This is a genomic window from Hallella absiana (assembly GCF_025457485.1).
GTDB lineage: Bacteria > Bacteroidota > Bacteroidia > Bacteroidales > Bacteroidaceae > Prevotella > Prevotella absiana.
Genome location: NZ_JAMXSP010000009.1, coordinates 26,353 through 50,472 on the forward strand (window position 1 = coordinate 26,353; position 24,120 = coordinate 50,472).

Annotated in this window: 18 protein-coding genes; 11 read left to right on the plus strand and 7 right to left on the minus strand. The window is 52.9% G+C overall.

The genetic code is table 11. The features are described from left to right. The first annotated feature begins 126 nt into the window (after window positions 1-126). From dxs to NG346_RS06200, 4 genes are all read left to right on the plus strand, one after another. Window positions 127-2,037 (plus strand): 1-deoxy-D-xylulose-5-phosphate synthase, encoded by a 1,911-nt coding sequence (gene dxs / locus NG346_RS06185; protein WP_262288448.1) that lies wholly within the window; start codon window positions 127-129, stop codon window positions 2,035-2,037. Window positions 2,038-2,041: 4 nt separating this feature from the next. Further along, window positions 2,042-3,382, plus strand: coding sequence for a Trk system potassium transporter TrkA (gene trkA, locus NG346_RS06190; RefSeq protein WP_154534533.1), 1,341 nt, complete (start codon window positions 2,042-2,044; stop codon window positions 3,380-3,382). Between the two features lie 54 nt (window positions 3,383-3,436). Beyond that, complete coding sequence (locus tag NG346_RS06195; protein ID WP_262288449.1) at window positions 3,437-4,894, plus strand: TrkH family potassium uptake protein; 1,458 nt, start codon at window positions 3,437-3,439, stop codon at window positions 4,892-4,894. 110 nt (window positions 4,895-5,004) lie between these two features. After that, window positions 5,005-5,967, plus strand: coding sequence for a type I phosphomannose isomerase catalytic subunit (locus tag NG346_RS06200; protein ID WP_262288450.1), 963 nt, complete (start codon window positions 5,005-5,007; stop codon window positions 5,965-5,967). Window positions 5,968-6,469: 502 nt separating this feature from the next. Here NG346_RS06200 and recA read toward each other — a convergent pair. The 5 genes from recA to NG346_RS06225 form a co-directional block, all read right to left on the minus strand. After that, window positions 6,470-7,519 (minus strand): recombinase RecA, encoded by a 1,050-nt coding sequence (gene recA, locus NG346_RS06205; RefSeq protein WP_262280195.1) that lies wholly within the window; start codon window positions 7,517-7,519, stop codon window positions 6,470-6,472. 76 nt (window positions 7,520-7,595) lie between these two features. After that, window positions 7,596-8,834 (minus strand): saccharopine dehydrogenase family protein, encoded by a 1,239-nt coding sequence (locus NG346_RS06210; RefSeq protein WP_262280194.1) that lies wholly within the window; start codon window positions 8,832-8,834, stop codon window positions 7,596-7,598. Window positions 8,835-8,900: 66 nt separating this feature from the next. After that, on the minus strand, window positions 8,901-9,518 hold the full coding sequence (locus tag NG346_RS06215) for a DUF6621 family protein (protein WP_262280193.1): 618 nt from the start codon (window positions 9,516-9,518) through the stop codon (window positions 8,901-8,903). A gap of 59 nt (window positions 9,519-9,577) precedes the next feature. Then, window positions 9,578-10,618, minus strand: a complete 1,041-nt coding sequence (locus NG346_RS06220; protein WP_262280192.1) for a DUF4435 domain-containing protein — start codon at window positions 10,616-10,618, stop codon at window positions 9,578-9,580. A 4-nt stretch (window positions 10,619-10,622) separates the two neighbouring features. Then, complete coding sequence (locus NG346_RS06225) at window positions 10,623-11,444, minus strand: AAA family ATPase (protein ID WP_262280191.1); 822 nt, start codon at window positions 11,442-11,444, stop codon at window positions 10,623-10,625. A 121-nt stretch (window positions 11,445-11,565) separates the two neighbouring features. On the opposite strand from NG346_RS06225, the gene NG346_RS06230 reads away from it, so the two are divergent. Both NG346_RS06230 and NG346_RS06235 read left to right on the plus strand, forming a co-directional pair. Continuing rightward, entirely contained in the window at window positions 11,566-12,510 is a 945-nt protein-coding gene (locus NG346_RS06230) for a DMT family transporter (protein ID WP_262280190.1), read from the plus strand. Window positions 12,511-12,522: 12 nt separating this feature from the next. Beyond that, a complete protein-coding gene (locus NG346_RS06235) occupies window positions 12,523-13,761 on the plus strand; it encodes an MFS transporter (RefSeq protein ID WP_262280189.1) in 1,239 nt (412 codons plus the stop codon). 1 nt (window position 13,762) lies between these two features. Here NG346_RS06235 and NG346_RS06240 read toward each other — a convergent pair whose 3' ends face one another. Beyond that, window positions 13,763-15,025, minus strand: a complete 1,263-nt coding sequence (locus NG346_RS06240) for an ATP-binding protein (protein ID WP_262280188.1) — start codon at window positions 15,023-15,025, stop codon at window positions 13,763-13,765. A gap of 226 nt (window positions 15,026-15,251) precedes the next feature. Then, the gene (locus tag NG346_RS06245; protein ID WP_262280187.1) at window positions 15,252-15,977 is read right to left on the minus strand and encodes a nitroreductase family protein; all 726 of its coding nucleotides are present in this window, start codon (window positions 15,975-15,977) and stop codon (window positions 15,252-15,254) included. A gap of 378 nt (window positions 15,978-16,355) precedes the next feature. Here NG346_RS06245 and NG346_RS06250 point away from each other — a divergent pair, with 378 nt between their 5' ends. The 5 genes from NG346_RS06250 (at window position 16,356) to NG346_RS06270 (ending at window position 24,060) form a co-directional block, all read left to right on the plus strand. Further along, on the plus strand, window positions 16,356-16,847 hold the full coding sequence (locus NG346_RS06250; protein WP_262280186.1) for an RNA polymerase sigma factor: 492 nt from the start codon (window positions 16,356-16,358) through the stop codon (window positions 16,845-16,847). Beyond that, entirely contained in the window at window positions 16,844-17,515 is a 672-nt protein-coding gene (locus NG346_RS06255; protein WP_262280185.1) for a DUF4974 domain-containing protein, read from the plus strand. Before NG346_RS06250 ends, NG346_RS06255 begins: the two co-directional genes overlap by 4 nt. 2 nt (window positions 17,516-17,517) lie before the next feature. Then, entirely contained in the window at window positions 17,518-20,061 is a 2,544-nt protein-coding gene (locus NG346_RS06260) for an outer membrane beta-barrel family protein (protein WP_262280184.1), read from the plus strand. Window positions 20,062-20,368: 307 nt separating this feature from the next. Next, on the plus strand, window positions 20,369-22,465 hold the full coding sequence (locus NG346_RS06265) for a TonB-dependent receptor domain-containing protein (RefSeq protein ID WP_262280183.1): 2,097 nt from the start codon (window positions 20,369-20,371) through the stop codon (window positions 22,463-22,465). A 155-nt stretch (window positions 22,466-22,620) separates the two neighbouring features. Next, the gene (locus tag NG346_RS06270; protein ID WP_262280182.1) at window positions 22,621-24,060 is read left to right on the plus strand and encodes a sensor histidine kinase; all 1,440 of its coding nucleotides are present in this window, start codon (window positions 22,621-22,623) and stop codon (window positions 24,058-24,060) included. Window positions 24,061-24,120 lie beyond the last annotated feature (60 nt).

Genomic DNA, 24,120 nt, shown 5'->3' on the forward strand with positions numbered 1-24,120 from the left:
TGTGAGATTATAGTTAATGTTCATGCAAAGTTATTGTTCCTTGCAAAGGTAGCAAAAATTATGGTCTTTTCACTATATTGTCAATTAAATATTGTACCTTTGCAAGGCTATAGCAAACGAATGTGAATGGATAAGAACAAATACGGACTTCTTAGTCAGATCAAATATCCTTCCGACTTGAGGAAACTCAGCGTCGACCAATTGCCAGAGGTGTGCCGCGAGCTCAGGCAGGATATTATCGACGAAGTGTCGGTCAATCCCGGACATTTCGCTTCCAGTCTTGGTGTGGTGGAGATCACAGTGGCATTGCACTATGTCTTCGACACGCCCGATGACCGTATCGTATGGGACGTGGGCCATCAGGCTTACGGGCATAAGATTCTGACGGGCAGAAGGGACACTTTCTGCACCAACCGCAAGATGGGTGGTGTGCGTCCTTTCCCTTCACCGGAAGAGAGCCCATACGACACCTTCACCTGTGGTCATGCGTCGAACAGCATCTCTGCGGCGCTGGGCATGGCGGTGGCAGCCCGCAAGACCGGACATCCCGAGCGGCATGTCGTCGCTGTCATCGGTGACGGTGCCATGAGTGGCGGACTGGCTTTTGAAGGACTCAACAACGTCAGCTCTACGCCCAACGACCTGCTGATTGTTCTCAACGACAACGATATGAGCATCGACCATGCTGTTGGCGGCATGGAGAAATACCTGCTCAACCTCGACACCAACGAAACTTACAACCGTCTGCGCTTCAAGGCTTCGCAATGGCTCCACGCCAAGGGCTATCTCAACGATGACCGGCGGAAGGGAATCATCCGACTCAACAATGCCTTGAAGAGCGCCATCAGCCATCAGCAGAATATCTTTGAGGGCATGAACATCCGCTACTTCGGACCCTTCGACGGGCACGACGTGAAGGAAGTGGTAAGGATCATGCGTCAGCTCAAGGATATGCGAGGTCCCAAACTGCTTCATCTTCACACGGTAAAAGGCAAAGGCTACAAGCCTGCCGAGAAAGCCGCCACCATCTGGCACGCTCCTGGCCGCTTCGATGCCGAAACGGGCGAGCGCATTGTGCCCGACACAAGCAACGAGCCTCCAAAGTTCCAAGAAGTATTTGGCAATACGCTGTTGGAACTGGCAAGGCGCAACCCCAAGATTGTCGGCGTGACTCCTGCCATGCCTACGGGTTGTTCGATGAACATCATGATGAAGGAGATGCCCGACCGCGTCTTTGACGTGGGTATCGCTGAGGGCCATGCCGTGACATTTTCCGGTGGTATGGCCAAGGACGGCTTGCTGCCTTTCTGCAATATCTACAGTGCTTTTGCTCAGCGCGCCTACGACAATATCATCCATGATCTGGCGATTCTCAACCTGCCGGTAGTGCTCTGTCTCGACCGTGCCGGCCTTGTCGGCGAGGACGGACCGACGCATCATGGTGCCTTCGACATGGCAGCCCTGCGTCCGATCCCCAACCTCACCATTGCCTCGCCGATGGACGAGCATGAGTTGCGCAGGCTGATGTACACTGCCCAAAAGCCCGGTATGGGCACCTTCGTGATCCGCTATCCGCGTGGTCGGGGCCATCTTGTCGACTGGCAGTGCCCACTTGACGAGATAGCTGTCGGCACCGGACGTGTCATTCATGAGGGCACCGATGTGGCAGTGATCACCATCGGCCCCATCGGCTACGACGTGGAGAGTGCCATCCAACAGATCGAGAGCGAAGATCCAAACCGCAAAAACCATGTGGCTCACTACGATCTTCGCTTCCTCAAACCACTCGACGACCATCTGCTCGACGAGGTCGGCTCGAGGTTCAAGCACGTGATCACTGTAGAGGACGGCGTGCGCAACGGCGGCATGGGATCGGCAGTGCTTGAGTGGATGAGCGATCACGGCTACCATCCCGATGTTGTCAGACTGGGACTGCCCGACTGCTTTGTGGAGCATGGCACCGTGGCTCAGCTGCGGGAGAAGTGGGGACTGGATGTTCCAAGTATTAAGAAGACGATAGAAGAAAGTTTGACATAGACTTATGAAAATCATCATTTCCGGCGCATACGCCATTGGTACCTATTTGGCGCGGTTGCTCTCCCGCAATCAGGAAGAGATCACCGTGATCGATGACGATGAGGAACGGCTGGCCCGCATAGGCACGGACTATGATTTGCTGACTCTTTGTGGCTCGGCCTCCAGCGTGAAGACACTCAGGGAAGCCAATGCCGGTGACGCGGATCTGTTTATTGCCGTGACACCCGACGACAATGCCAACATCAACAGTTGTGTACTCGCCCACGCTCTGCACGCCCGTAAGACGGTGGCAAAGATCGACGACAGCGAGTATATGGAGCCCGACATCCGGCAGTTCTATAAGGAGCTGGGTGTTGACGAGCTCATCTATCCAGAGATGCTCGCCGCACGCGACATCATCAACGGATTGCGCATGTCGTGGGTCAGACAGCGTTGGGATGTGCACAACGGCGCACTGGTGATGCTTGGCATCAAGTTGCGGGAGTCGTGTGAAATTCTCAACCGTCCCCTCAAGGAACTTTGCGGTCCTGATGACCCTTACCATGTGGTGGCCATCAAACGCAAGGACGAGACGATCATCCCCGGCGGCAATGACGAGCTGAAATGCTACGACTTGGCCTATTTCATGACCACGAAGCAATATATCCCTTATATCCGCAAGATAGTCGGCAAGGAACATTATGTCGACGTGAAGAATGTGATGATCATGGGCGGCGGTGCCACTGCCGTGCGTGCCGTGCAGACCATGCCGGAATATATGAACACGAAGATCTTTGAAGTGGATCCTGATCGCTGTGACGAACTCAACCAGTTGCTCAACGACCAAGCCCTTGTCATCAATGCTGACCCGCGCGATATGGGCGTGCTGACCGACGAGGGTATCTACAACACCCAGGCTTTCGTCTCTCTCACGGGCAATGCCGAGACCAACATCCTGGCCTGTCTGGCAGCCAAGCGCATGGGCGTACGCAAGACCGTGGCCATGGTCGAGAGCATGGGCTATGCCAGTATGGCCGAAAGCCTCGATATCGGTACGATCATCAACAAAAAGGCCATCGCCGCCAGTCGCATCTATCAGCTCATGCTCGATGCCGACGTGATGAATGTCACCTTCTTGCTGTCGGCCAATGCCGACGTGGCAGAGTTTATTCCCAAGCCCGATTCCAAGGTGACCAGGAAAGCGGTCAAGGATCTCGGACTGCCGCAAGGCATGACCATCGGCGGACTGGTCAGAGACGGAGAGGGAATGCTGGTATCAGGAAACACACAGATACAGGCCGGCGACGACGTGGTGGTGTTCTGCCACAACGTCAACATGAAGAAGATCGAGAAGTTCTTTAATTGATGCGCGTCATCATCGCATCTGCAGACAAGTTTTAAGAAATAGGAGACAATAGGTGTGATCAACTTTAAAATCATTTATAAGATCCTGGGCTCGCTGCTCTTCCTTGAGGCTATTATGATGCTGGTGTGTCTGGGCATTGCTCTGTACTATGGCGAGGAAGACACCTTTGCTTTTCTCGTCTCCGTCCTCGTCACCGTGCTCTCGGGCATTATCCTCGGGTATAAGGGCCGCAACGCCGACAATATCATGTCGCGCCGTGACTCTTATCTGATCGTCACGCTCACCTGGACCGTATTTTCGCTCTTTGGCACGATACCTTTCTTGGTGGGTGGCTATCTCCATAGTTTTACGGATGCTTACTTTGAGACGATGTCGGGCTTTACTACGACGGGAGCCACCATCATCGACGATGTGGAGATTTTGCCCCACGGCATCCTGTTCTGGCGGTCGTTGACTCACTGGATCGGTGGTTTGGGTATCGTGTTCTTCACCATCGCCGTGCTGCCGCAGGTGGTCGGGGGCAGCACGAAAGTGTTTGCCGCTGAGGCCACCGGACCGATCAAGAGCAAGCTCAGCCCAAGGCTCTCGACGAGTGCCAAATGGATTTGGCTCGTCTATCTGTTTATCACCTTTGGCTGCATGGCCGGTTTCATGCTCTTTGGCATGAACTGGTTCGAGGGCATCAACTACGCCATGTCGACAGCAGCGACAGGTGGCTACTCGATCTATAACGACAGTATCGAGCATTTCCATTCACCCGGAATGGAGTATACCGCCACGTTCTTCTGCTTCATCTCGGGCGTCAACTTCACGCTGTTTTATTGCGCCGTGGCGAAGAAAAAGGTACGGGCACTGTGGCGCGACACTGAGTTCCGGCTCTATCTGATACTCACGGTGCTGTTCACGGCCTTCATCATGATGGAGCTGGTCGTGCGCAATCACTATGGCTTGGAGCATGCGTTCCGCTCTTCGCTGTTCTCCGTGGTGTCGTTTATGACGACGACAGGACTGTTCAACGACGATGCTGGCAAGTGGCCCCACGTCACGTGGGTCGTTCTGGCCGTGTGTATGCTGGTCGGGGGCTGTTCGGGGAGTACGGCCGGCGGCATGAAATGCGTGCGCATCACCATGCTCTTTAAGGTGCTCCGCAATGAGTTGCGACAGCGTCTCCACCCCCATGCCGTGTTGCCGTTGAAGATCAGCGGCGTGAACATCACCTATCCTCAGCGTGTCTCTCTGTTGGCGTTTTTCACTGCCTATCTGTTGCTCATCTTCATCTCGGCGTTCATCATGATCGCCTCGGGCATCGACAACACCAACGCCATCACCATCGCCATGAGCTGTATCGGCAATGTGGGACCGACATTGGGCTTGGAGATAGGGCCTACGATGTCGTGGTCGATGCTTCCCGACTTTGCCAAGTGGATCTGTACCGTCATGATGCTCTTCGGCCGTCTGGAGATTTTCTCGGTGATCGTTTGCCTCACACCGTCGTTCTGGACGGAAAATTAGTAAGATAGTGTCACGTTTGGATAATTGAGGCCGTATGATGTCGCTTGTATTTACGTAACTTTGCAGCATAAAAACGTATATACAAATAGACATTAATAAACTGATATGATATGAAGCCTTTACGTTTTAAGCCTTTGCTGAAGCAGACTCTTTGGGGTGGCAACAAGATCATCCCGTTCAAGCATCTCCACGACAATCTCGAAAACGTGGGAGAGAGCTGGGAGATCTCCGGTGTTCCCGGCAATGAGACCATCGTCAGCGAAGGAGAATATGCCGGTCAGCCGCTGAGCGCTGTCGTGGCAGATATGAAGGAGAAACTGGTGGGTGTGGCCAACTATCAGCGCTTTGGTAACGAGTTTCCGTTGCTCATCAAGTTCATCGATGCCGCCCAGCCTCTGTCCATCCAGGTGCATCCGACCGACGAGATAGCCCATAAGCAAGGCAAGGAGCGCGGCAAGACCGAGATGTGGTATGTCATGGACTCTGATCCCGATGCCAGTATGCTCGTGGGACTGAAGAAGAAGATCACTCCCGAGGAGTATAAGGAGATGGTGGCCAACGACACGATCGTGGACGCTATCGACCACTACGACGTCAAGGAGGGCGATTGCTTCTTCCTCCCCGCCGGACGCATCCACAGCATCGGCAAGGGCTGCTTCCTCTGCGAGATCCAGCAGACGAGCGATGTCACCTACCGCATCTACGACTTCAAACGTAAGGACAAGAATGGCAACTACCGGCAGCTCCATACCCAGGAGGCTGCCGAGAGCATCAACTACACAGTGTTGCCCAACTACCGCACGGAATATGTTCCCGAGGAGAACAAAGGCGTCATGCTCGTGCAGTGCCCTTATTTCCATACGCTGCTCTACGATCTGAGCAGTCCTGTGACCATTGACGTATCGGCTTTGGACAGTTTCATCATCACCATCGTCACAAAAGGCAGTGGTAAGCTCACTGACAACGAGGGCAACGTCATCGATGTGCAGGCGGGTGACAGCCTGATCTTCCCCGCTACAACCAAGCAGATCAAGACCGAGGGAAAGATGAAACTCATCGAGACCTACGTGTAAGCTAAATGAAAAAACGATTAGATAGATGATAGCAAAATAGCAAGCAGGAGAAACCTGCTTGCTATTTCTTTTTACAAAACACCTTCCACTTCAACTTGCAATCTAGAGAAGAGAAAACTGATATTCTCTCCTTAAAACCTCAAAATGCCGTCGTGTCCCCTCGATTTCTGTTGGGTCATGGGTAGAAAACAGTTGTTTGATACGATCATTTCAGTTGTTTGACTCGGTCATATCAGTTGTTTGATCGGATCAAAAGCCTTTTCTGACCGAAAATTTTCTAGAGAATTTTGCAAGAAAAAGCCGAGATGTTATTGATAGAAAGTGTTTACGTTTGTAGCACATTGATTATCAATAGCTTATAAAAATACGCTATTTTTCGCGAAAATCAGAGCCAAGGAGGTCTTCGTCCAAAAGAATCGATTCTCAGAGCCCGTTTTTTATCAGAAAAAACAACAAAGGGAAGAGCCGGCTCTGTCGGTTCTTCCCTTTGGCTTGTGGGTGATTATTCTTTGTGATCTTTGATGGCTTTCATCACCAGTCCGGTGATTTCTTCCGAAAGTTCCGGGTTGTCGTTGATCAACTTGATGGTGGCGTCGCGGCCTTGGGCCAGTCGGCTGCCGTTGTAGCTGAACCAGCTGCCGCTCTTCTGGACGATGTTGTACTCCACACCGAGATCCACGAGCTCGCCGGCCTTGTTGATGCCTTGTCCGAAGAGGATGTCGAACTCAGCCTTGCGGAAAGGAGGTGCTACCTTGTTCTTCACCACCTTCACACGCACGTGGTTGCCGTATACCTCATCGCCGTCCTTGAGCTGACTGGTACGACGAATGTCGAGACGAACGGAAGCGTAGAACTTCAGTGCGTTACCACCCGTGGTGGTTTCAGGGTTGCCAAACATCACGCCGATCTTCTCACGCAACTGGTTGATGAAGATGCAGCAGGTGTTGGTCTTGGAAATCGTGCCGGTGAGCTTGCGCAGTGCCTGGCTCATCAGTCGGGCCTGCAGGCCGACGGCAGAGTCGCCCATGGTGCCCTCGATCTCTTTCTTCGGGGTCAGCGCGGCGACAGAGTCCACCACGAGGATGTCCACGGCCGATGAGCTGATGAGCTGGTCGGCAATCTGCAGTGCCTGCTCACCATTGTCGGGCTGGGAAATCCAGAGGTTGTCAACGTCCACACCGAGTTTCTCGGCATAGAAGCGGTCGAAGGCGTGCTCTGCGTCGATGAAGGCGGCGATGCCGCCCTGCTTCTGTGCCTCGGCGATGGCGTGGATGGCCAGCGTCGTCTTACCGGAAGACTCGGGACCGTAGATCTCGATGATACGGCCACGAGGGTAGCCGCCTACGCCCAAGGCGCAGTCCAAGCCGATGGATCCCGTGGGGATGACCTCCACGTTCTCCACCTTCTCGTCGCCCATGCGCATGATCGAGCCCTTGCCAAAGTCCTTCTCGATCTTTGCCATGGCCTCCTGGAGCGATTTCAGTTTGCCTTCACGCTCTTTCTTATCTTGTGCTGCCTTTTCTGCAGCCAATTCTTCTTCTGTTTTTGCCATTTCTGTTGTTGTCGTTTTAGGGTTTATGGAGAGGATGAGTATCGATGCTCATCCGCATGATGCCAAGGTGGAGAGCTTATAGCTCCAGGTCACCGTCGTGAATCTCGTGCCAGGGCAGTCCCTGCTCACCGAGTACCTTCAAGAACGGATCCGGGTCGAACTCCTCAACGTTGTACACGCCCGGTTTGCGCCAGATGCCTTTGAGGAACATCATAGCACCGGTCATGGCCGGCACACCGGTGGTGTAGCTTACGCCCTGCATACCTGTCTCCTTGTAAGCGTCCTGATGCTTGCAGTTGTTATATATATAATAGGTGTGCTCCTTGCCGTCTTTGATGCCACGGATGCGGCAGCCGATGGACGTCTCGCCGTCGTAGTTCTCGCCAAGATCCTGCGGGTTGGGCAGTACGGCCTTGAGGAACTGCAGCGGTACGATGTTTACCTTCACCATCTTGCCTGAGCCGTCGGCGAGCGGAGCCTCGTAGGTCACCTCGTCGATGCGCGACATGCCGAGGTTCTGAATGCAGTCGAGATAGGTCAGATACTGCTGTCCGAAGGTCATCCAGAAGCGGGCACGGCGGATTGTCGGGAAGTTGATCACCAGGCTCTCCAGCTCCTCGTGGTGCATGAGGTAGCTTTCGCGCGGCCCGATGTTGGGGTAGGTGAGTGCCTTGTGCACGGCGAGGGGGTCGGTCTCAATCCATTTGCCGTTTTCGTAATAGAGACCTTTCTGTGTGATCTCACGGATGTTGATCTCTGGGTTGAAGTTGGTGGCGAAGGCCTTGTGGTGGTTGCCGGCGTTACAGTCCACAATGTCGAGGTCGATGATCTCGTCGAAGACATGCTTGGCAGCGTAGGCGGTGAACACCTGGCTCACACCCGGGTCGAAGCCGCAGCCGAGGATGGCGGTGAGCCCTGCCTTCTTGAAGCGGTCGCGGTAAGCCCACTGCCAGCTGTACTCAAAGTGGGCCTCGTCCTTGGGCTCGTAGTTGGCGGTGTCGAGATAGTTGACGCCGCAGGCCAGACAGGCATCCATGATGGTCAGATCCTGATAGGGCAGGGCGAGGTTGATGACCAGCTCGGGCTTATAGCTGCCGATGAGCTGCTTGAGCTGCTCCACATCGTCGGCATCGACCTCAGCGGTCTTGATGTCCATCTTATATCCTTTGTCGTGGATGGCCTTGACGAGTTTGTCGCACTTATCCTTGTGGTGGCTGGCGATCATCAGCTCAGAGAAGACATCCTGGTTTTGTACCATCTTGAAGGCGCAGACCGTAGCTACGCCTCCGGCTCCAATCATTAATACTCTACTCATACTGTAATATATCTTTTTATTGTTTTTGTTTTGTAGTGAGCTCTTGGGTTCCGCTTCTTTGTTGGCTTAGTCCTCTGCCTTGAGCTCGTCGGCTTTGATGCCGAGGGCGTTCATCAGCGAGTAGCCGAGAATCTCCTGACGGAAGTTGCCACCGGGCATGGGCTGCATGGCGAAAACGGTGACGCGCTTGTCGTCAGGAGCTTCGCGCAGGGCATGGCTCACGATGTCGTAGGTCTCGCCTTCCTCGCCGTTGGGGATGATCATCAGCCGGCGCACCTCGTTGTGCTCAAGGATGGTGCGGATGGCATCCTGCAGGTAGTCGTCTTTGTCGACCATGCTGCCCGTGGGATAAGCGTTGACGAGGAACTCGCCGAGCTTGTCGTCGCGGAAAGCCTGGGCGTTGAGCTCTGTGTCGTAGACCGATGGCGAGAAATTGTCGAGCTGTTTCTTGCTTTTGTCGTGAATCAGAACCAGTTGGATCTCGTGTGGCTTGCTGTCTTCGCGCAGTCCGCCGTCCAGGGCAATGTCCACGGCCCAGCGGCTGAGATCAGCCTTGGGGATGCGTCGGCCGATCATCCGCTCGAACTGTACACTCAGGCGGAAAGCGACGAGGTCGATATAGTCGGCATCGGCAAGAATGATGTTTTCGCTAAGTTTTACGTTTTGGGTATTTGGCATGTTCATATTGCAAAGGTACAGCAAACGTCGGGAATATCAAAGGAAAATAGTGTTTATTTTTTGTTTCATTGATCCTTCTGCTTGTTGTCTGGCAGACTGTTGCCCAACGTATTGCAGCTTTGTATAAAAGTGTAGAGGTCTCTTTCTATCTGATGGTATTGCGGTGAGCGCAGGAAGCCGGCGTTTTTCTTGAGCATGGAGGTGATGTCGGCCAGGCTGTTGGTGTAACATGAGAGCTCGTTGCGCCGCTGAGTGCCGTGAACGCTTTCTCGGGCGATCTCGCTCTGCCGTTGTCTGACGAGTTTGTCGCAGACCTTGCTGAGCATCGGCACGACGACTTTGTCGAAAAGGTGATGGCCCTGGATATACATGTAGGTGTTGTCGGGCGTGACGCCTAACTCTGTCAGACTGATCTCTACTTGCTGATAGCTCCTTTGCTCATCGGGATGGATGCACCACAGCTGTGCTACTTTCTTTTCGGCTTTTTGCTTGACCCGGCTGATGGGTTCCCAAGGATTGGAAAGGGAAAAGCCGCCCGGCTCGATGATACGCAGAAAGTCGGTGAGCGTGAACTCACTGTAGTGGGGTGTGCGGTAGTACCAGATGTTCCAGACGAAGAGCGGATAGATGGCGCGGGAATATTGCCGCAGATACTCCTCCATGTCGAAGATGCTGTGATCGTTGAGCGTCACGGCAACACAGACCTCGTGGAGCGAGGGAGCGTAGCACTGCATGTTCTCGATGGCGTAGGCGTAGGTGTGGAAGACGTAAGGATTGGAGATGACGGCGCGCGACGTCTCGGTCTTGCCCTGGATGAGGTAGTCGTAGTCTGCGTCGACACAGGCGATCATGCTCTGTCCGGTCTTGCCGGAGAGCAGGCGCATGAGCACTGCTTTCTTGCCCCGCTCGAGATGTTGCATTCTCGATGGTAGCATGATCTCGAAGTAGAGCGTGTCGCTCTCAAACTGGCTGAGGATCTGCCGCCAGAAAAAGACGTCGTCGTAGCTTTCGACATAGGCGACGACTTTTTTGCGCGCGCGTTTGGACTGGAGCCGGTTGGCTGCCTCGAAATAGCTGGAGGTGAGGTTGTCTCTTAATCTTTTCATGGTTTTAGTTCTCCACGGTGATGTCGCTGACCTCGGTGACCTTGTCCATCCATCCGTTCATGATCACGGCGGGGGAGTGGGTAGTGAGGATGATCTGCACGTTGGGGTTGAGGCGGAGGATGAGGTCGATGAGCTGTTTCTGCCATTCCACGTGCAGGCTCACCTCGGGCTCGTCCATGAAGAGCACATAGTTCTTCTGATCCTCCACGAGCACGGTGAGCAGGATGACGAGGATCTGTTTCTCACCGCTGGAGAGCTGGTAGGGAAGGAGGGTCTCGCCGATCTGCGTGAACTTGATTTCGTTTTCCGTACGGATAATCTTCTTGCCGGTCTCGGCGAAGAGGCTGTCCATGATGTCCTGGAAGTCTTTCTTGGGTTGCGAGAGTGCCTGTGCCTTCTCGGCGGCATCGGGCTCACCGCTTTGCAGGGTGGCGATGATGCGGTTGCCGATGTTGACCTGGTAGTCGAGATACTTTCTTTGCAACAGGAAGATCTGCCAGTCCATCTCGGTGGCCAGCGTGAGTCCCATCTTCGTCACCGCCTCTGAGTTGATGATCGGACGGTCGAAGCTGCGGATGATGTCGAAGCGGATAAGGCGCGCGTCCTCCGGCTCCACCTTCAGATGTACGCCTTTGAGCAGATGACTGGGGAAGTCGCCACCGGCCGAGAGACCCTTGACCACCTTGTTGAGGATGGTCGACTTGCCCACGCCGTTGACGCCGCTGAGGATGTTGACCTGCCGGTCGAGGTCCCAGATGATATGCTTGCGCCCGCTCCAGAGGGCGTCGATCTCTATCTGCTTGATATAGTCTGCGTATTTCTGCATAGTTGTTTCGGTTTTTTCTTTTGGCAAATATAAGGAAAATATCGGTAAGTTGTATCGCTGAAAGGCAATTATTAGTAACTTTGCATATGAATTTGACAATAATAAGAAAAGGAAAGAAAAGATGAAGGATAACCGTGTGCCCTTGCAGGCACATCTGAGTATGTTTGCTGCCGAGGCTATTTGGGGGCTAATGGCGCCGATCGGCAAGGCTGCGATGAACAGTGGTTTTGATGGCATCTCTGTGGTGTCGTTTCGTGTGGCGGGGGCTGCTCTGCTCTTTTGGGTGGCCTCGCTGATAGGTCCGCGCGAGCATATTCCGGCGCGCGACATCGTGAAGTTGGCGGGAGCGGCTCTGCTCGGCATCGTGTTTAACCAAGGACTGTACAACATCGGGTTGAGCATCACCTCGCCAGTCAATGCCAGCATCGTCACCACGTCGATGCCTATCTTTGCCATGGTGCTTTCCTTCTTTATTCTCAAGGAACCGATCACGTGGAAGAAGGTACTTGGCGTGGCTATCGGTTGTGGTGGCGCGCTCATCCTCATTCTCAGCAGTGCTCATGCGGGAAGTGCGAAGGTCGGCAACATCCGCGGGGACCTGATGTGCTTCGGTGCGCAGTTCTCCTTTGCCCTCTATCTGGCACTCTACAACCCGATTATCCGGAAGTATAATGTGTTCACAGTCAACAAGTGGATGTTTACGTGGGCTTCGCTTTTCGTCCTGCCGTTCACTTCCTGGCATGTCAGTCAGTTGCCGTGGGCGACGTTCACTGTAGCCACGTGGTTAGAGGTGGGCTATGTGGTCGTCTTCGGTACGTTTGTCAGCTATCTGCTCAGCGTGGTGGCTCAGCGTGTGTTGCGGCCTACGGTGGTGAGCGTATATAATTATGTGCAGCCCATCGTCTCGGTCATCGTCAGTGTGGCTGTGGGACTGAGTGTCTTCACGCTGCCTCAGGGCGTGGCCGTCATTCTGGTCTTCTCCGGTGTGTGGCTTGTCATCAAGTCAAAGTCGAAGAGAGACGAAGAGAAGCGTGGAAAGAATGCAAAGTTGAATGATGTGTGTTGAGATGTTGTAAAGATGAGTGAAAAGAAAAGGCGGATGTCGGCAGCGATGACGTTCATCGTGCTCTTCGGCGTGGTGAGCTTGTTCTCGGATATGACCCATGAGAGTGCGAACAGCATACGTGGAGCGTTCCTCTCATTGGCCGGAGCCTCGGCGGCAGTCATCGGTTTTGTGTCGGGGCTTGGTGAACTGGTAGGCTATGGTCTGCGTTATGTCTTTGGATGGTTGACTGACTGGACGCGACGCTATTGGCCGATGGTGCTCTTCGGCTATGCGCTCGATGTGGTGGCTGTGCCGGCATTGGCACTCGTTGGCCGTCATGGTTGGGCGCTGGCGTGTGCGTTGCTCATCGTTCAGCGGTTGGGTAAAGCTATCAAAAAACCGGCGAAAGACACGGTGATGTCTTTCGCAGCCTCGCAGGAAGGGGTGGGGAAGAGTTTCGCCATCCAAGAGTTACTCGACCAAATCGGTGCCGTGCTCGGACCTCTGTTGCTCTATCTCATCATGCTCATTCAGCACCGCGACGACACGTTCAGCGACTACCGCACGTGCTTTGCCTTTCTCGCTATTCCTGGTGCCATCACCTTATTATTATTATGGCTGACATACAAGCGCTTCCCGCATCCCGAGAACTTTGAGCCGGAACCGAAGGAGTATGTACCCTTTCGTGTCAGCAAGCGCTTCGTGGTGTATATCGTTGGCATCAGCCTCTTTGCCTTTGGCTTCGCCGACTACTCGCTGATCGTCATGCACTTCTCGCGTCAGCATCTCTTCACGGCTGCTGTCCTGCCGTTGCTCTATGCTTTGGCGATGCTCACCGATGCGGCTTCCGCCTTTGTCTTTGGCTGGCTCTTCGACCGTCATGCCCGTTTGTCGCTGGTTGTCTCCACATTAGTGGCCGCTCCCTTTGCTGTATTCGCCTTCTTGGGCGGTGACGTGACGAGCCTGCTTGTCGGAGGGACGAACACCGGCATTGCTTCGACTTGCGCTATCATCGGCGTGGTGCTGTGGGGCATTGGCATGGGTGCGCAGGAGTCCATCCTCAAGGCTTCCGTGGCTACAATGGTGCCTAAGCGCAGCCGTGCCACGGGTTACGGCATCTTTGAGTGCTGTTTCGGTGCTGCCTGGTTCTTGGGCAGTTGGCTCCTCGGTGTACTCTACGATCAGAGTCTCGTGGTCATGGTCGTTGTCAGCGTCGCCGCTCAGCTCCTTGCCGCAATCATGTTTTGGTGGAAGGTGCCAAAGGAGGAATAACTTATAGGAATATGATGTCATAGATAGGCAGATAGGTGATACCTTGCTCCTGATAAATGCGGCGCTCATTGGAGAGTACAAAGGCTTGGTGGATGTTGTATTCACTGATGCTGAGGAAACGGTCCAAGGCACTGTGCACCTTGTAGTCCTTACCAGACTTCACCTCAATGGGGACGACGGACAGGTGCTGCTGGTCGTTGATGAGATAATCCACTTCGCCCAACTTCTTATTGTCATAATAGAACAGTCCATGTCCATGTGCCCGCAGTTCTTGTGCCACTACAGACTCATAGACTGATCCCAAGTTGATGCTGGCGATGTCTTTCAGAATAGGCATTATGTTTGTGCCATAGAGCACGTCGGTGAGTAGCCCCACATCGTTGAGGTAGAGCTTTAGCAGATTCTTACCGCTGTTCTGTACCAAGGGATAGCTTGGCTTGCTGATGGCTTTCACTTCCAGTGCTACTCCGGAAGAGATAAGGTATTCAAATTCATCGAGGTAGTCGGTCATGCGCTTGCCTTGCTTCCCTTCTATTTCTTTGGCAACGATTCGTTTCTTTTTGTTTTCCATGTTGGACGGAATCATGCGGTAGATACGCATGATCTGTAGCTTGCGTGCAGATTCCTGTTCGTATTTAGCGGCATCATCACCATAGAGTTCGTGGATGTCAGTCTGTATCTGTCGCGTTTCCACGATATTCTGAGTAGAGAGAAAGGTGTTGACGGCATCGGGCATGCCACCGGTAAGCAGATAGGAGCGGAAGAGAGACATCAGCTTCGTATGAATGCTTTCGGGTAGAGAACGCCTATTCTCATAGCTCTCTTTCATGGCTTGGATGAGTGGCTCGCCCACACCGTTGGCCCAAAGAAACTCTTCGAAGTCAAGTGGATACATGTGCTTGCGTATAATGCTTCCAATAGGGATGGACTGCGTCTTCTTCAGCGTGACGCCCAAGAGAGAACCGCTGGCTATAAAGGTGAACCGACGGTCCGACATGAGAAACTTCACTAAGGTGAGCAGATGGTCGTAAGCTTGGATTTCATCGATGAAGACAAGTGTATTCGCCCGGTCTTTCATCCTGTCACCGGCCACCACGCTTAGTGCAAGATAGAAGTCTTTCACGGTCTTTGCCTCGGCAAAGACACGGTCGCCTAACTTGTCGGCTTCCATGTTTATCTCAATGTAGTTGGGAAACAACTCTTTACCCACTTGCCGAATGATAAATGACTTGCCTACCTGCCGTGCTCCATCGATGATCATCATCTTGTTGGAATCACTTGATAAATAAGCTCTTATGTCTTGCTCTATTTTCCTTCGTAATGCCATAGATACACTTTTCCTTGGTTTTTACCCTTGCAAAAATACACTTTTCCTACGAAATAAGCAGGCGGAAACTACACTTTTCCTGCGTTTTGGGACCTCTAAAACTACACTTTTCCTAAAATTGGGGCAACAACCTTCTTGTCTCGGCAAAGACAAGAAGGTTTTGCTACACCCTGTGATAGGTCTCGCTGAATGGCTGGCGATAGCGGTCGCCCCACACTCCGTCGGGCTGGCGGATGCCGCAAGTGATGACCATGTTGATCTCTACTTTACGGGGTAAGCCGAGGGCCTTCTTGACCAGCAGGCTGTCAAAGCCTTCCAACGGACACGTGTCGTAGCCTGCCTCGCTCATGGCCAGCATAAACGTTTGTGCAGCCAAGGCACAGCTCTTATGTACAACGACGCGTATGTCTCCCTCCGATACCTGGCGTACGATGGGACGGCTCAGGCCAATGAGTTGGGCCAGCAGTTTGCGCAATAATCCCCATAGGCCGAAGCCGCGCGAGTAGAGGAAGGGCATGACCTTGCCGTAGTAGGTGTCCCATTTCTTGATGCGCTTCTCCTGCTTCTCCTTCGGAGCATGACGTCGTTGGTTGCCCTCCTCAAACTTACGGGCGGCTTCGGCGTGCTGCTTATAGAGGTCCTGGCGTGTGACGAAAACCACCATCTCCTGGGCTGAGCGTGCCGAGAGCTGGTCGAGGCAGGCGTGGGCGAGCTTCTCTAACACCGCTTTGTCCGTGACGTGATAAGCCTCCCACAACTGCATGTTGGAACTCGTCGGTGCCAGCGTTGCCATCCTGATGCATTCTTTCACCCGTTCCGGGTCAAGCGGCTTCTGAGAATCAAAGTGACGGATGGCACGGCGCTGGTCTAAAATCTCTTGTAAACTCATGGTTATTTGCTTTATGTGTTACTGATGCAGGTGGCGCAGTTTCCATTACCATGCATCCTATTCCTGAGTAAAGTTAGGAATAAATTGTCTTTTCTCCAAACGAAAGTACCATTTCCTGTTGAAAAAGAGCATCTTTTTAGTATTTCCTGTCATCAATTGTAGGTTGGGAAGGTGGCCTTAGCTTTGGTAGCTCTGCTGGTGGATTTGGGGAGAAAATTGCATCTAACATGCGAAAAAGCGTAGGGCTCGGTCTTCTGTGTGCTTGAAAAAGAGTATCTTTGTAAATATGCTTATCAAGTTGAACGGGAAATTTTAGCGCGGGGGGTTAACATTCTCTTCGCTTAGGGGTATTGATAATAAAAAAACACAAGACAGACGATGGACAGACAACACGTTGAACAGCTCTTCCGCCAACACTATCGCCGCATGTACAGTGTGGCCTGCTCCCTGCTCTACGACGGGCAGGAGAGCGAGGACGTGGTGAGTGAGGTCTTCGCCCATCTGTTGGAGAGCAACACCGAGCTGTTGCCCGCCTCGGCTAAGGGATACCTGATGGTGGCCGTGCGCAACCGCTGTCTGAAACGGCTGCGCGATAAGAGCAACCGCGAGCGCATTCTCCGCCTCTATACCGACGAACTGCACGACGGTGATGACTGGCTGGACGACGAGCGACGACTCAAACAGCTGCGCCAACTCGCCCACACACTGCTCTCACCGCAGGAACTGCACCTCTTCACGCAGCGTTTCCTCGATGGCAAGGACTACAAGGCCATCTGCGCCGAGACGGGCACGAGCCGCATCGCCGTGTGGAAGCATCTGTCGCACATCGTCAAAGTGTTGAAAGAGAACATCAAAACCCCAGAGCCATGAACTATTCAGACGAAGAGAAAATCAAGCGCCTCCTTGACGCGCAGGAGCATCCCGAGTATTACACCGATGAGGAACTCCGTGAAATCATACACGATGCCCAACCGCTTGCCCAGTTGAAACGTGCCCTCGCGAAAGAGCGGGCCGAAGACGAAGACATCGATGTGGAAAAAGCATGGAAGGCGTTCAGCCAGTCACATCCCGAGAGCTCTCATCCGCTTTCCCGCCATCGCATTCCCCGCTGGCTGCGTGTGGCTGCCGTCTTCCTCGGCTGTGTCCTCCTTGCCGGTGTGACCTTTGCCGCCATGACGCGGTTGGGTTGGATTCGCAGTCCTTTTGTCGCAGAGAAGTCGGAAGTAGTGCAGCACGCTCCCGTCACAGCGGCGTTGCGTGACACCACCGCCACCGCCGACAGCATTACGCCAAAGCAGGAGAAGAAGAAGCCGGCGCCCGTTGTCAAGGTCTTCGACAACACCACTTTGTCCGACATCCTCTCTGCTATGGGGCAGTACTACGGATTGAAGGTCGTCTACAGCACCGCTACCGCCAAGGCCATCCGTCTGCACTTTGAGTGGGACCAGGCTAAGTCCATTGACGCCAACATTGTCATCCTCAACGGCTTCCAGCAGATTTCCATTACACGTAACGGTGACACCCTTAATGTAGAATAGCTATGAGAAAGATACACCTATTATTATATATTCTCCTTTTAGGTGCCGTCCAAGTCCATGCCCAGCGTGTGAGCCGCGACTTCCGCAACGTGACGATGCCCACGGCTTTGCAGCAACTCGGTGGCATGACCCATCGCTACACCATCAACTTCATCTACAACGACTTGGAGGACTTTCACGTGACGGCATCAATCAAGGGCGCAACCATTCCCGAGGCCATCCGCCATCTCATCGGCTTCTATCCCATCTCGATGACGATGGTGGGCGACAGCATCATCAACGTGGAATGCTCGCAGAAGACAGTGTTGAGGTACAAAGGCCGCGTGGTCGACGACAAGGGCGAGCCCGCCGAGTATGCCAACGTGGTGCTGCTCTCGCCCGCTGACTCCTCGTTTCTTGCCGGTGGCGTGAGCAACGAGAGTGGCTATTTCGTCATTCCCTGCAATGCCCGGCGTGTCATCGCCAAGGTGACCTACGTGGGCTACAAGTCTAAACTGTGGACCGCTGCCTCGCCCGATCTTGGCACCATACGCCTGCAGGCCGACCGTTATACGCTGAAAGGCGTGACGGTACAGGGGCATAAGCTCAGTTACAAGCCTTCGCCAAACGGCTTGAGTGTAATGGTGAAAGGTTCTCAACTAGAGCAATTCGGCTCAGCGAAAGAGATGATCAAGCACCTGCCCCTTGTCATGGGTGACGGCACTGTGGCCGGACATGGTACTCCGCAGATATACATCAACAACAAGCTGGTGCGCGATGCCAGCGAACTGGAGCGACTGCAAACCGCCGAGGTGCTGTCAGCGGAGATTATCACACGCCCTGGTGCGGAGTATGCCTCCGACGTGACATCCGTTATCCGATTGAAGACCGTTCGCCGGCAAGGCGAGGGCTGGAGCGGAAGCCTATGGGGAAACTTTGGGAAAAGCAAAGGGATGCTTGCTACAGCTAATGCTTCGCTCAACTACCGTCTGCGTAATGGCATGGACTTCTTTATCCGTGCCAATGCCGCAGATAGCAAAGGCCGTATCACAGCCACGTCTAATGATCAATTAAAGGCTACCGACACATGGGACTACCATAGCCGCAGCAAGTGGAGAAATGATTATAAGTTTATTTACGGTGATGTGGGTTGGAACTGGGAAATCAACGACAGGCATTCGCTTGGCCTTACCTATTCTGCCACAGGCACTGTCAAGGGAAAAAGAACCATCACAAAGACAGAGCAGGTGTGGCGCAATGGTGAGCATTTCAGTGATGACGACAACCAAAGCGTCACCAAGTCGAAACCTAATTTGGCTAACAGCGTCAACACCTACTATGTGGGCAGATTGGGTAAGTGGGGAATCGATTTCAGTGCCGATTACTATGGAAGCCACACTGACATGGATATGGCCGGCGGTACTGACGACTCTTCGGTTAGTAGCAACACGAGCACGAGGAGCAACTTGTGGGCCGAGAAGCTCACGGTCTCGGCGCCGATGCCCGCTGGAACGTTCTCCTTCGGTGAAGAGACTTCCTATACCAACAGAAAAGCAGATTTCACACAGAGCGGATTTTCTGCTGACACTCATATCCGGCAACGCACTGCTATCTGGTCACTCTATGCAAACTATGCGCTCCCCATTGGCAAGAAGTTGAATTTCTCGGCTTCTTTGAGGCTACAGAACGAACACAACCGCTATGATGTGGATGGTAAGAAAGACGACGAGCTAAGCCACGATTATCATGTGCTTATCCCCAAATTATCAATGAGCTATGCTGACGACGGGTGGCAGCACTCGTTAGCATTTGCCACATACCGGTACAATCCGCCTTATTCGATCATGTCGTCCTCGGTGAACTACCGTAGCAAATACGAGTACGATACGGGCAACCCCTTCTTGCAACCCATGACTACGTATTATCTTTCGTGGACGACAGTATGGAAATGGATGACGGTGGAAGCCTATTACACTTATATCAAAAACTCATTCCGCACCTTTCAAACGGCTTACGACGATGTGAGTCATCCCGGCGTCATCATCACAGACTACCGCAACACGCCAAAGACACAAAACTACGGGGTGACACTTAATACCTCGCCTACCTTAGGCATTTGGCATCTTAACTACACCGCTAGGCTCTTTTTCTCAGATGCCGACTTGGCTCCCATGGGCATCACGCACTATTGGAATGGACTTTGTACGCAGTTCAGACTTGACAACACGTTCACACTTCCCTATAACTGGACAGCGAACATCACTGCGAGCCTCACGCCTTATAACAAGTCTAATGTAGCTATAACTAAGACGGTGGCCAGTGTAGACCTCCGTATTTCCAAACAGTGGCTAAAGAGTAAGAATATTCGACTCTCGCTTTATGCCAACGATATTTTCCACACCAATTACAAGGAGATGACGGCCTATGGAGGCATTAACGTCCGTACCCAGTTCAAAGAATACGACAGTACACAGTGCGTGGGTATTCAGTTCACTTACAGTTTCAATACTGTACGCAGCCGTTACAAAGGCATACGCGCAGGTAGTGAAGAGAAAAATAGACTGTGAGAATGCCAAAAGGAGTTTGTGTTATAAAAGCTATGCCACATGTTCATCGTGCGGCATAGCCTTACTTTGTTAATCATAACTAAAACTTTGGTTCTTTTCTGTCTTTTTATAAATCGTAATTGATAAATTCGCTATATTTGTGGAAAGTTTTAATTACGATTTATGGATTATGCTTTGTAGAGAAACTGGCGTAACACCGCAATGATGTTAAGCCTATTTAAGCCTTGGCGTTAAGGATGTATAAGTGGATAGACTTGGTAGTATTGTTTTTTCAACCTAACTTTGCAATGATAAAAAACTCAGAGAGATGGAAAGAAAAGCTATGATACTGATGCTCTGCATGGCAGCGACTGCTGCTTATGCGCAGACAGACGGATCGGGCACAGCCACAAGCTCTGCCGACTCACTACGTATGGACAGCATCATCCACGCCCTGCCGGAGGTGATGGTCAAAGGCGAGCGACCTATCGTGAAGGTGGCGGGCAGCAAGCTGACCTACGATATGCCGTTGCTGCTTAAGAAAGAAAGCGCGGACAATGTCTATGACGCGCTGAAGCTCATCCCTGGCGTGACTGACAACAACGGCTCACTCACGCTGGCAGGCAATGCCTTCAACGTATTGATCAACGGCAAGCACTATCAGATGGATGCCGCTCAACTCAATGCCTTGCTGAAGAGTCTTCCCGCTAACAGATTGAAGCATGCCGAAGTGATGTACACCACACCAGCCCGCTACGAGGTGCGTGGGGCGAGCATCAACCTCGACATCGCCTCTGATAGTTCGCAGACCGACGGATGGCAGGGAGAACTCACGGGAGCCTGGAACCAAGAACACGAGGCGATGTGGAGCGAAAAGGCAGGACTGATCTATCATAAAGGAAAACTCGACTTCAGCGTGAACTATCAACACAATCATGGCAAGACCTACGGAACAACGGACGAGACCTCGCTTCACCATCTTGACGACGGAACGACACACGACATTGAGACGCACGAGACGCAGCGCAGCCGCGATCACGAGCATCTATGGCGAATGGGACTTGACTATGCCTTTACCGACAATCATCGGTTGAGCCTGAGCTACACCGGCAATTACGACACGGAACACGCACGCGAGGACGTGACGGGTAACGTGATGGCGACCAATGCTTATCGGACGAGAAAGACCATGCACGACGTGATGCTCGACTACCAGTTGCCTACAGGCACGAAGGTCAACGTGGAATACACCTATTATAATACGCCCTCGACACAGCATCTCATCAGCACGCTGCCTACGGGCGAGCTCCACTTCGATACTGACGAGCACCAGCGCATCAACCGCTGGAAGTTCCATCTTGGACAAGAGCACAGCCTTGCGGGCGGATGGGGACTCAACTACGGCGTGCGCTATAATCTCACCAATGACCACAGTTGGCAGACTTTTCTGCCTACGGGCAGCAACACCGCCGCCAGTCCCACCAATTCATACAGTCGCCAGAACGAGGACATCGTCAACATCTATGCGGGTACCAACGGCAAGATAGGAGAGAAGCTCGACTTCGAGGTCTCGCTGGCTGCCGAATATTATCACTCGCCGGCCTGGCATCAGTGGAATGTCTATCCCACGCTGTCGCTGACCTACATGCCCAACAGCGGTCACATGCTTCTGCTCAACGTCAGTAGTGACAAGAAGTTCCCCGACTATTGGACGCTGCAAAACTTCACGTCGTTCAGCAATGGCGGCTATAACGAAGTGGTGGGCAATCCGAGCCTCAAGCCTTCAAGCAACTATCAGACACAGTTGGTCTATGTGCTGCACAACAAATACCAGTTCGTGGCATGGTTCAACTACACCGATGACTACTTCACGCAGACACCTTACCAGCGCCATGATCGGCTGACCGTGCAATACAAGTTTCTCAACTTCGACTATTCTCAGCAGTTGGGCTTGCAGGCGTCTGTGCCTCAGCGCTTCGGCAGCTGGCTCGACAGCCGTCTTACCGTTCTCGGTGTGTGGATGAAGGAGAAATGCTCGGCGTTTTACGACATCCCCTTCAACCGCGACATCGCTTGGGTGATGGCCAGCCTGCGCAACAACTTCACCCTTGTCCCCAACCATCTCTATCTCAATCTCGACGGCATGATACGCTCCAAGGCTCATCAGGCCATCTACGACCTGCCGGCCTCGGGCAATGTCGACCTTGGACTGAAATACATCTTCTGGAAGAAGCGTGCCACGCTCCATGTGTTCTGCAACGACCTCTTTGAGACTTCCGTCATCGACCCTGTCATCCGCTTCGGCAACCAGAATATGAAAATGGACTTCTCGTGCTATCGTCAGGTGGGCGTATCGCTGGTCTATAGGTTCGGAGGATACAAGGACAAGAGCAAAGAGGTAGACACGGCGCGGTTCAAGCAGTGATGCTAAGCAGGAGGATGCTGCAAGGCGGGCGGATGCTGCAATGCGGGCGGATGCTGCAAAGCAGCATCTTACAGAACTGTGCCATACCCTCACTGCGGCACATTATAGAGAAGGAAGGGCCGGAAATAAGCAGAAAAAGTGTTATCTTTGCGTGTATGAAGTGGAAACGAAACCTTATCGCCATTGCTATAGCACTGTCGGCGGTCATCGGCCTGCTGTGTTTTTGGCTTTTCCGACAGTACAACATGCAGCACGCACGGATGCGCCAACAACTTGATGACGCCATCGCCGAATGCGACTATGAAGAGCTGCTGATCCGAGGTCAGCGGCTCTACCATAAGCAGATGACGGCAGTGTATGTCATTGGTGATCAGGATAAACACCAGGAAACGTTGTGGAAAGCGATACGTATCGAACGGAAAGGAAACGTTGTCAAGAAGACCACGATAGAGAAATACAAGGTCGTGAAATCTGACAGTGCTAAGAACGGAAAGGAGAAAATACTATCTCTCGACACTGCCAGATCCCATCCCTTCGCCTCCATCATCAAAGAGATGCGTAGAGGTTTGCATCAGGTGGTGGACACCGCTGCCCTACCGGACGTGGCTACTTTCTATAATCTGCTGGACGCGAAGATGGCCGCTTGTGGTATGGAAGAAACAATGAAGGTAGAACTGTGGAAAGACAATCGGATGATTACGCATACAGAAAGGATTGGCTACAGTCACAACCACGCTGTGGAGATTGCCCGGTTGCAATGGGACGTAGACGGTCATACGCTTAGCTACCGCGTGTTTTGTGTACCCTTGGGGTGGATCGTGCTTAGCAACATGGAGGGTGTCATCGGCCTATCGGTGGTCGTCATCCTTTTGTTGTTAATGGTGTTCTGGATGTTGGGGCGTACCATCCGGGAGTTGCAAGCTGTCGACGAGATGAAGAGCGACTTCGTCAACAACATGACGCACGAGTTGAAAACACCGGTCTCTGTGGCATACGCCGCCAACGATGCACTGCTCAACTTTGGTCAGTCGTTGCCGAAAGAGAAGCGGACTGAATACCTGAAGATAACCTTGCAACAACTGAAGAAGCTCGGACAACTCGTGGAGCAGATCCTTCAGATGACCATGGAACGGCGCACGACCTTGCAGCTCGATATGCAGCAAGTCGATGTGGCGCCCGTGGTGGAAAGCCTTGTCGAGGAGTATCGCTTGAAGGCCGACAAGCCCGTGGCTTTCCATATTGTAGGTGGCGACAACCATCCTATGGTATTTGCCGACGCGGCTCAGTTGCAGCATGTGTTAGGCAACCTCATAGACAATGCCTTGAAATACTCAGGAATCACGGTTGATATTACCATCAGTCTGTCTGATGGGGCTATTACCGTGGCAGATAATGGTATCGGTATTGCCAAGGAGAAGTTGGAGTATATTTTCGACAAGTTCTACCGTGTGCCGCAGGGCAACCTCCACGACGTGAAGGGCTATGGCCTCGGGCTCTATTACGTGCGCAATATCATGGAGCGCATGGGTGGCGAGGTCAGCGTCAGAAGTACGTTGGGGAAAGGCACGGAGTTCATATTGATGTTCGGTCAATAAGTAGGAGGTGCGGCACTCTCCGTCGTGTAATGTATGGGGCGTGACGCCGCATCTCCTACA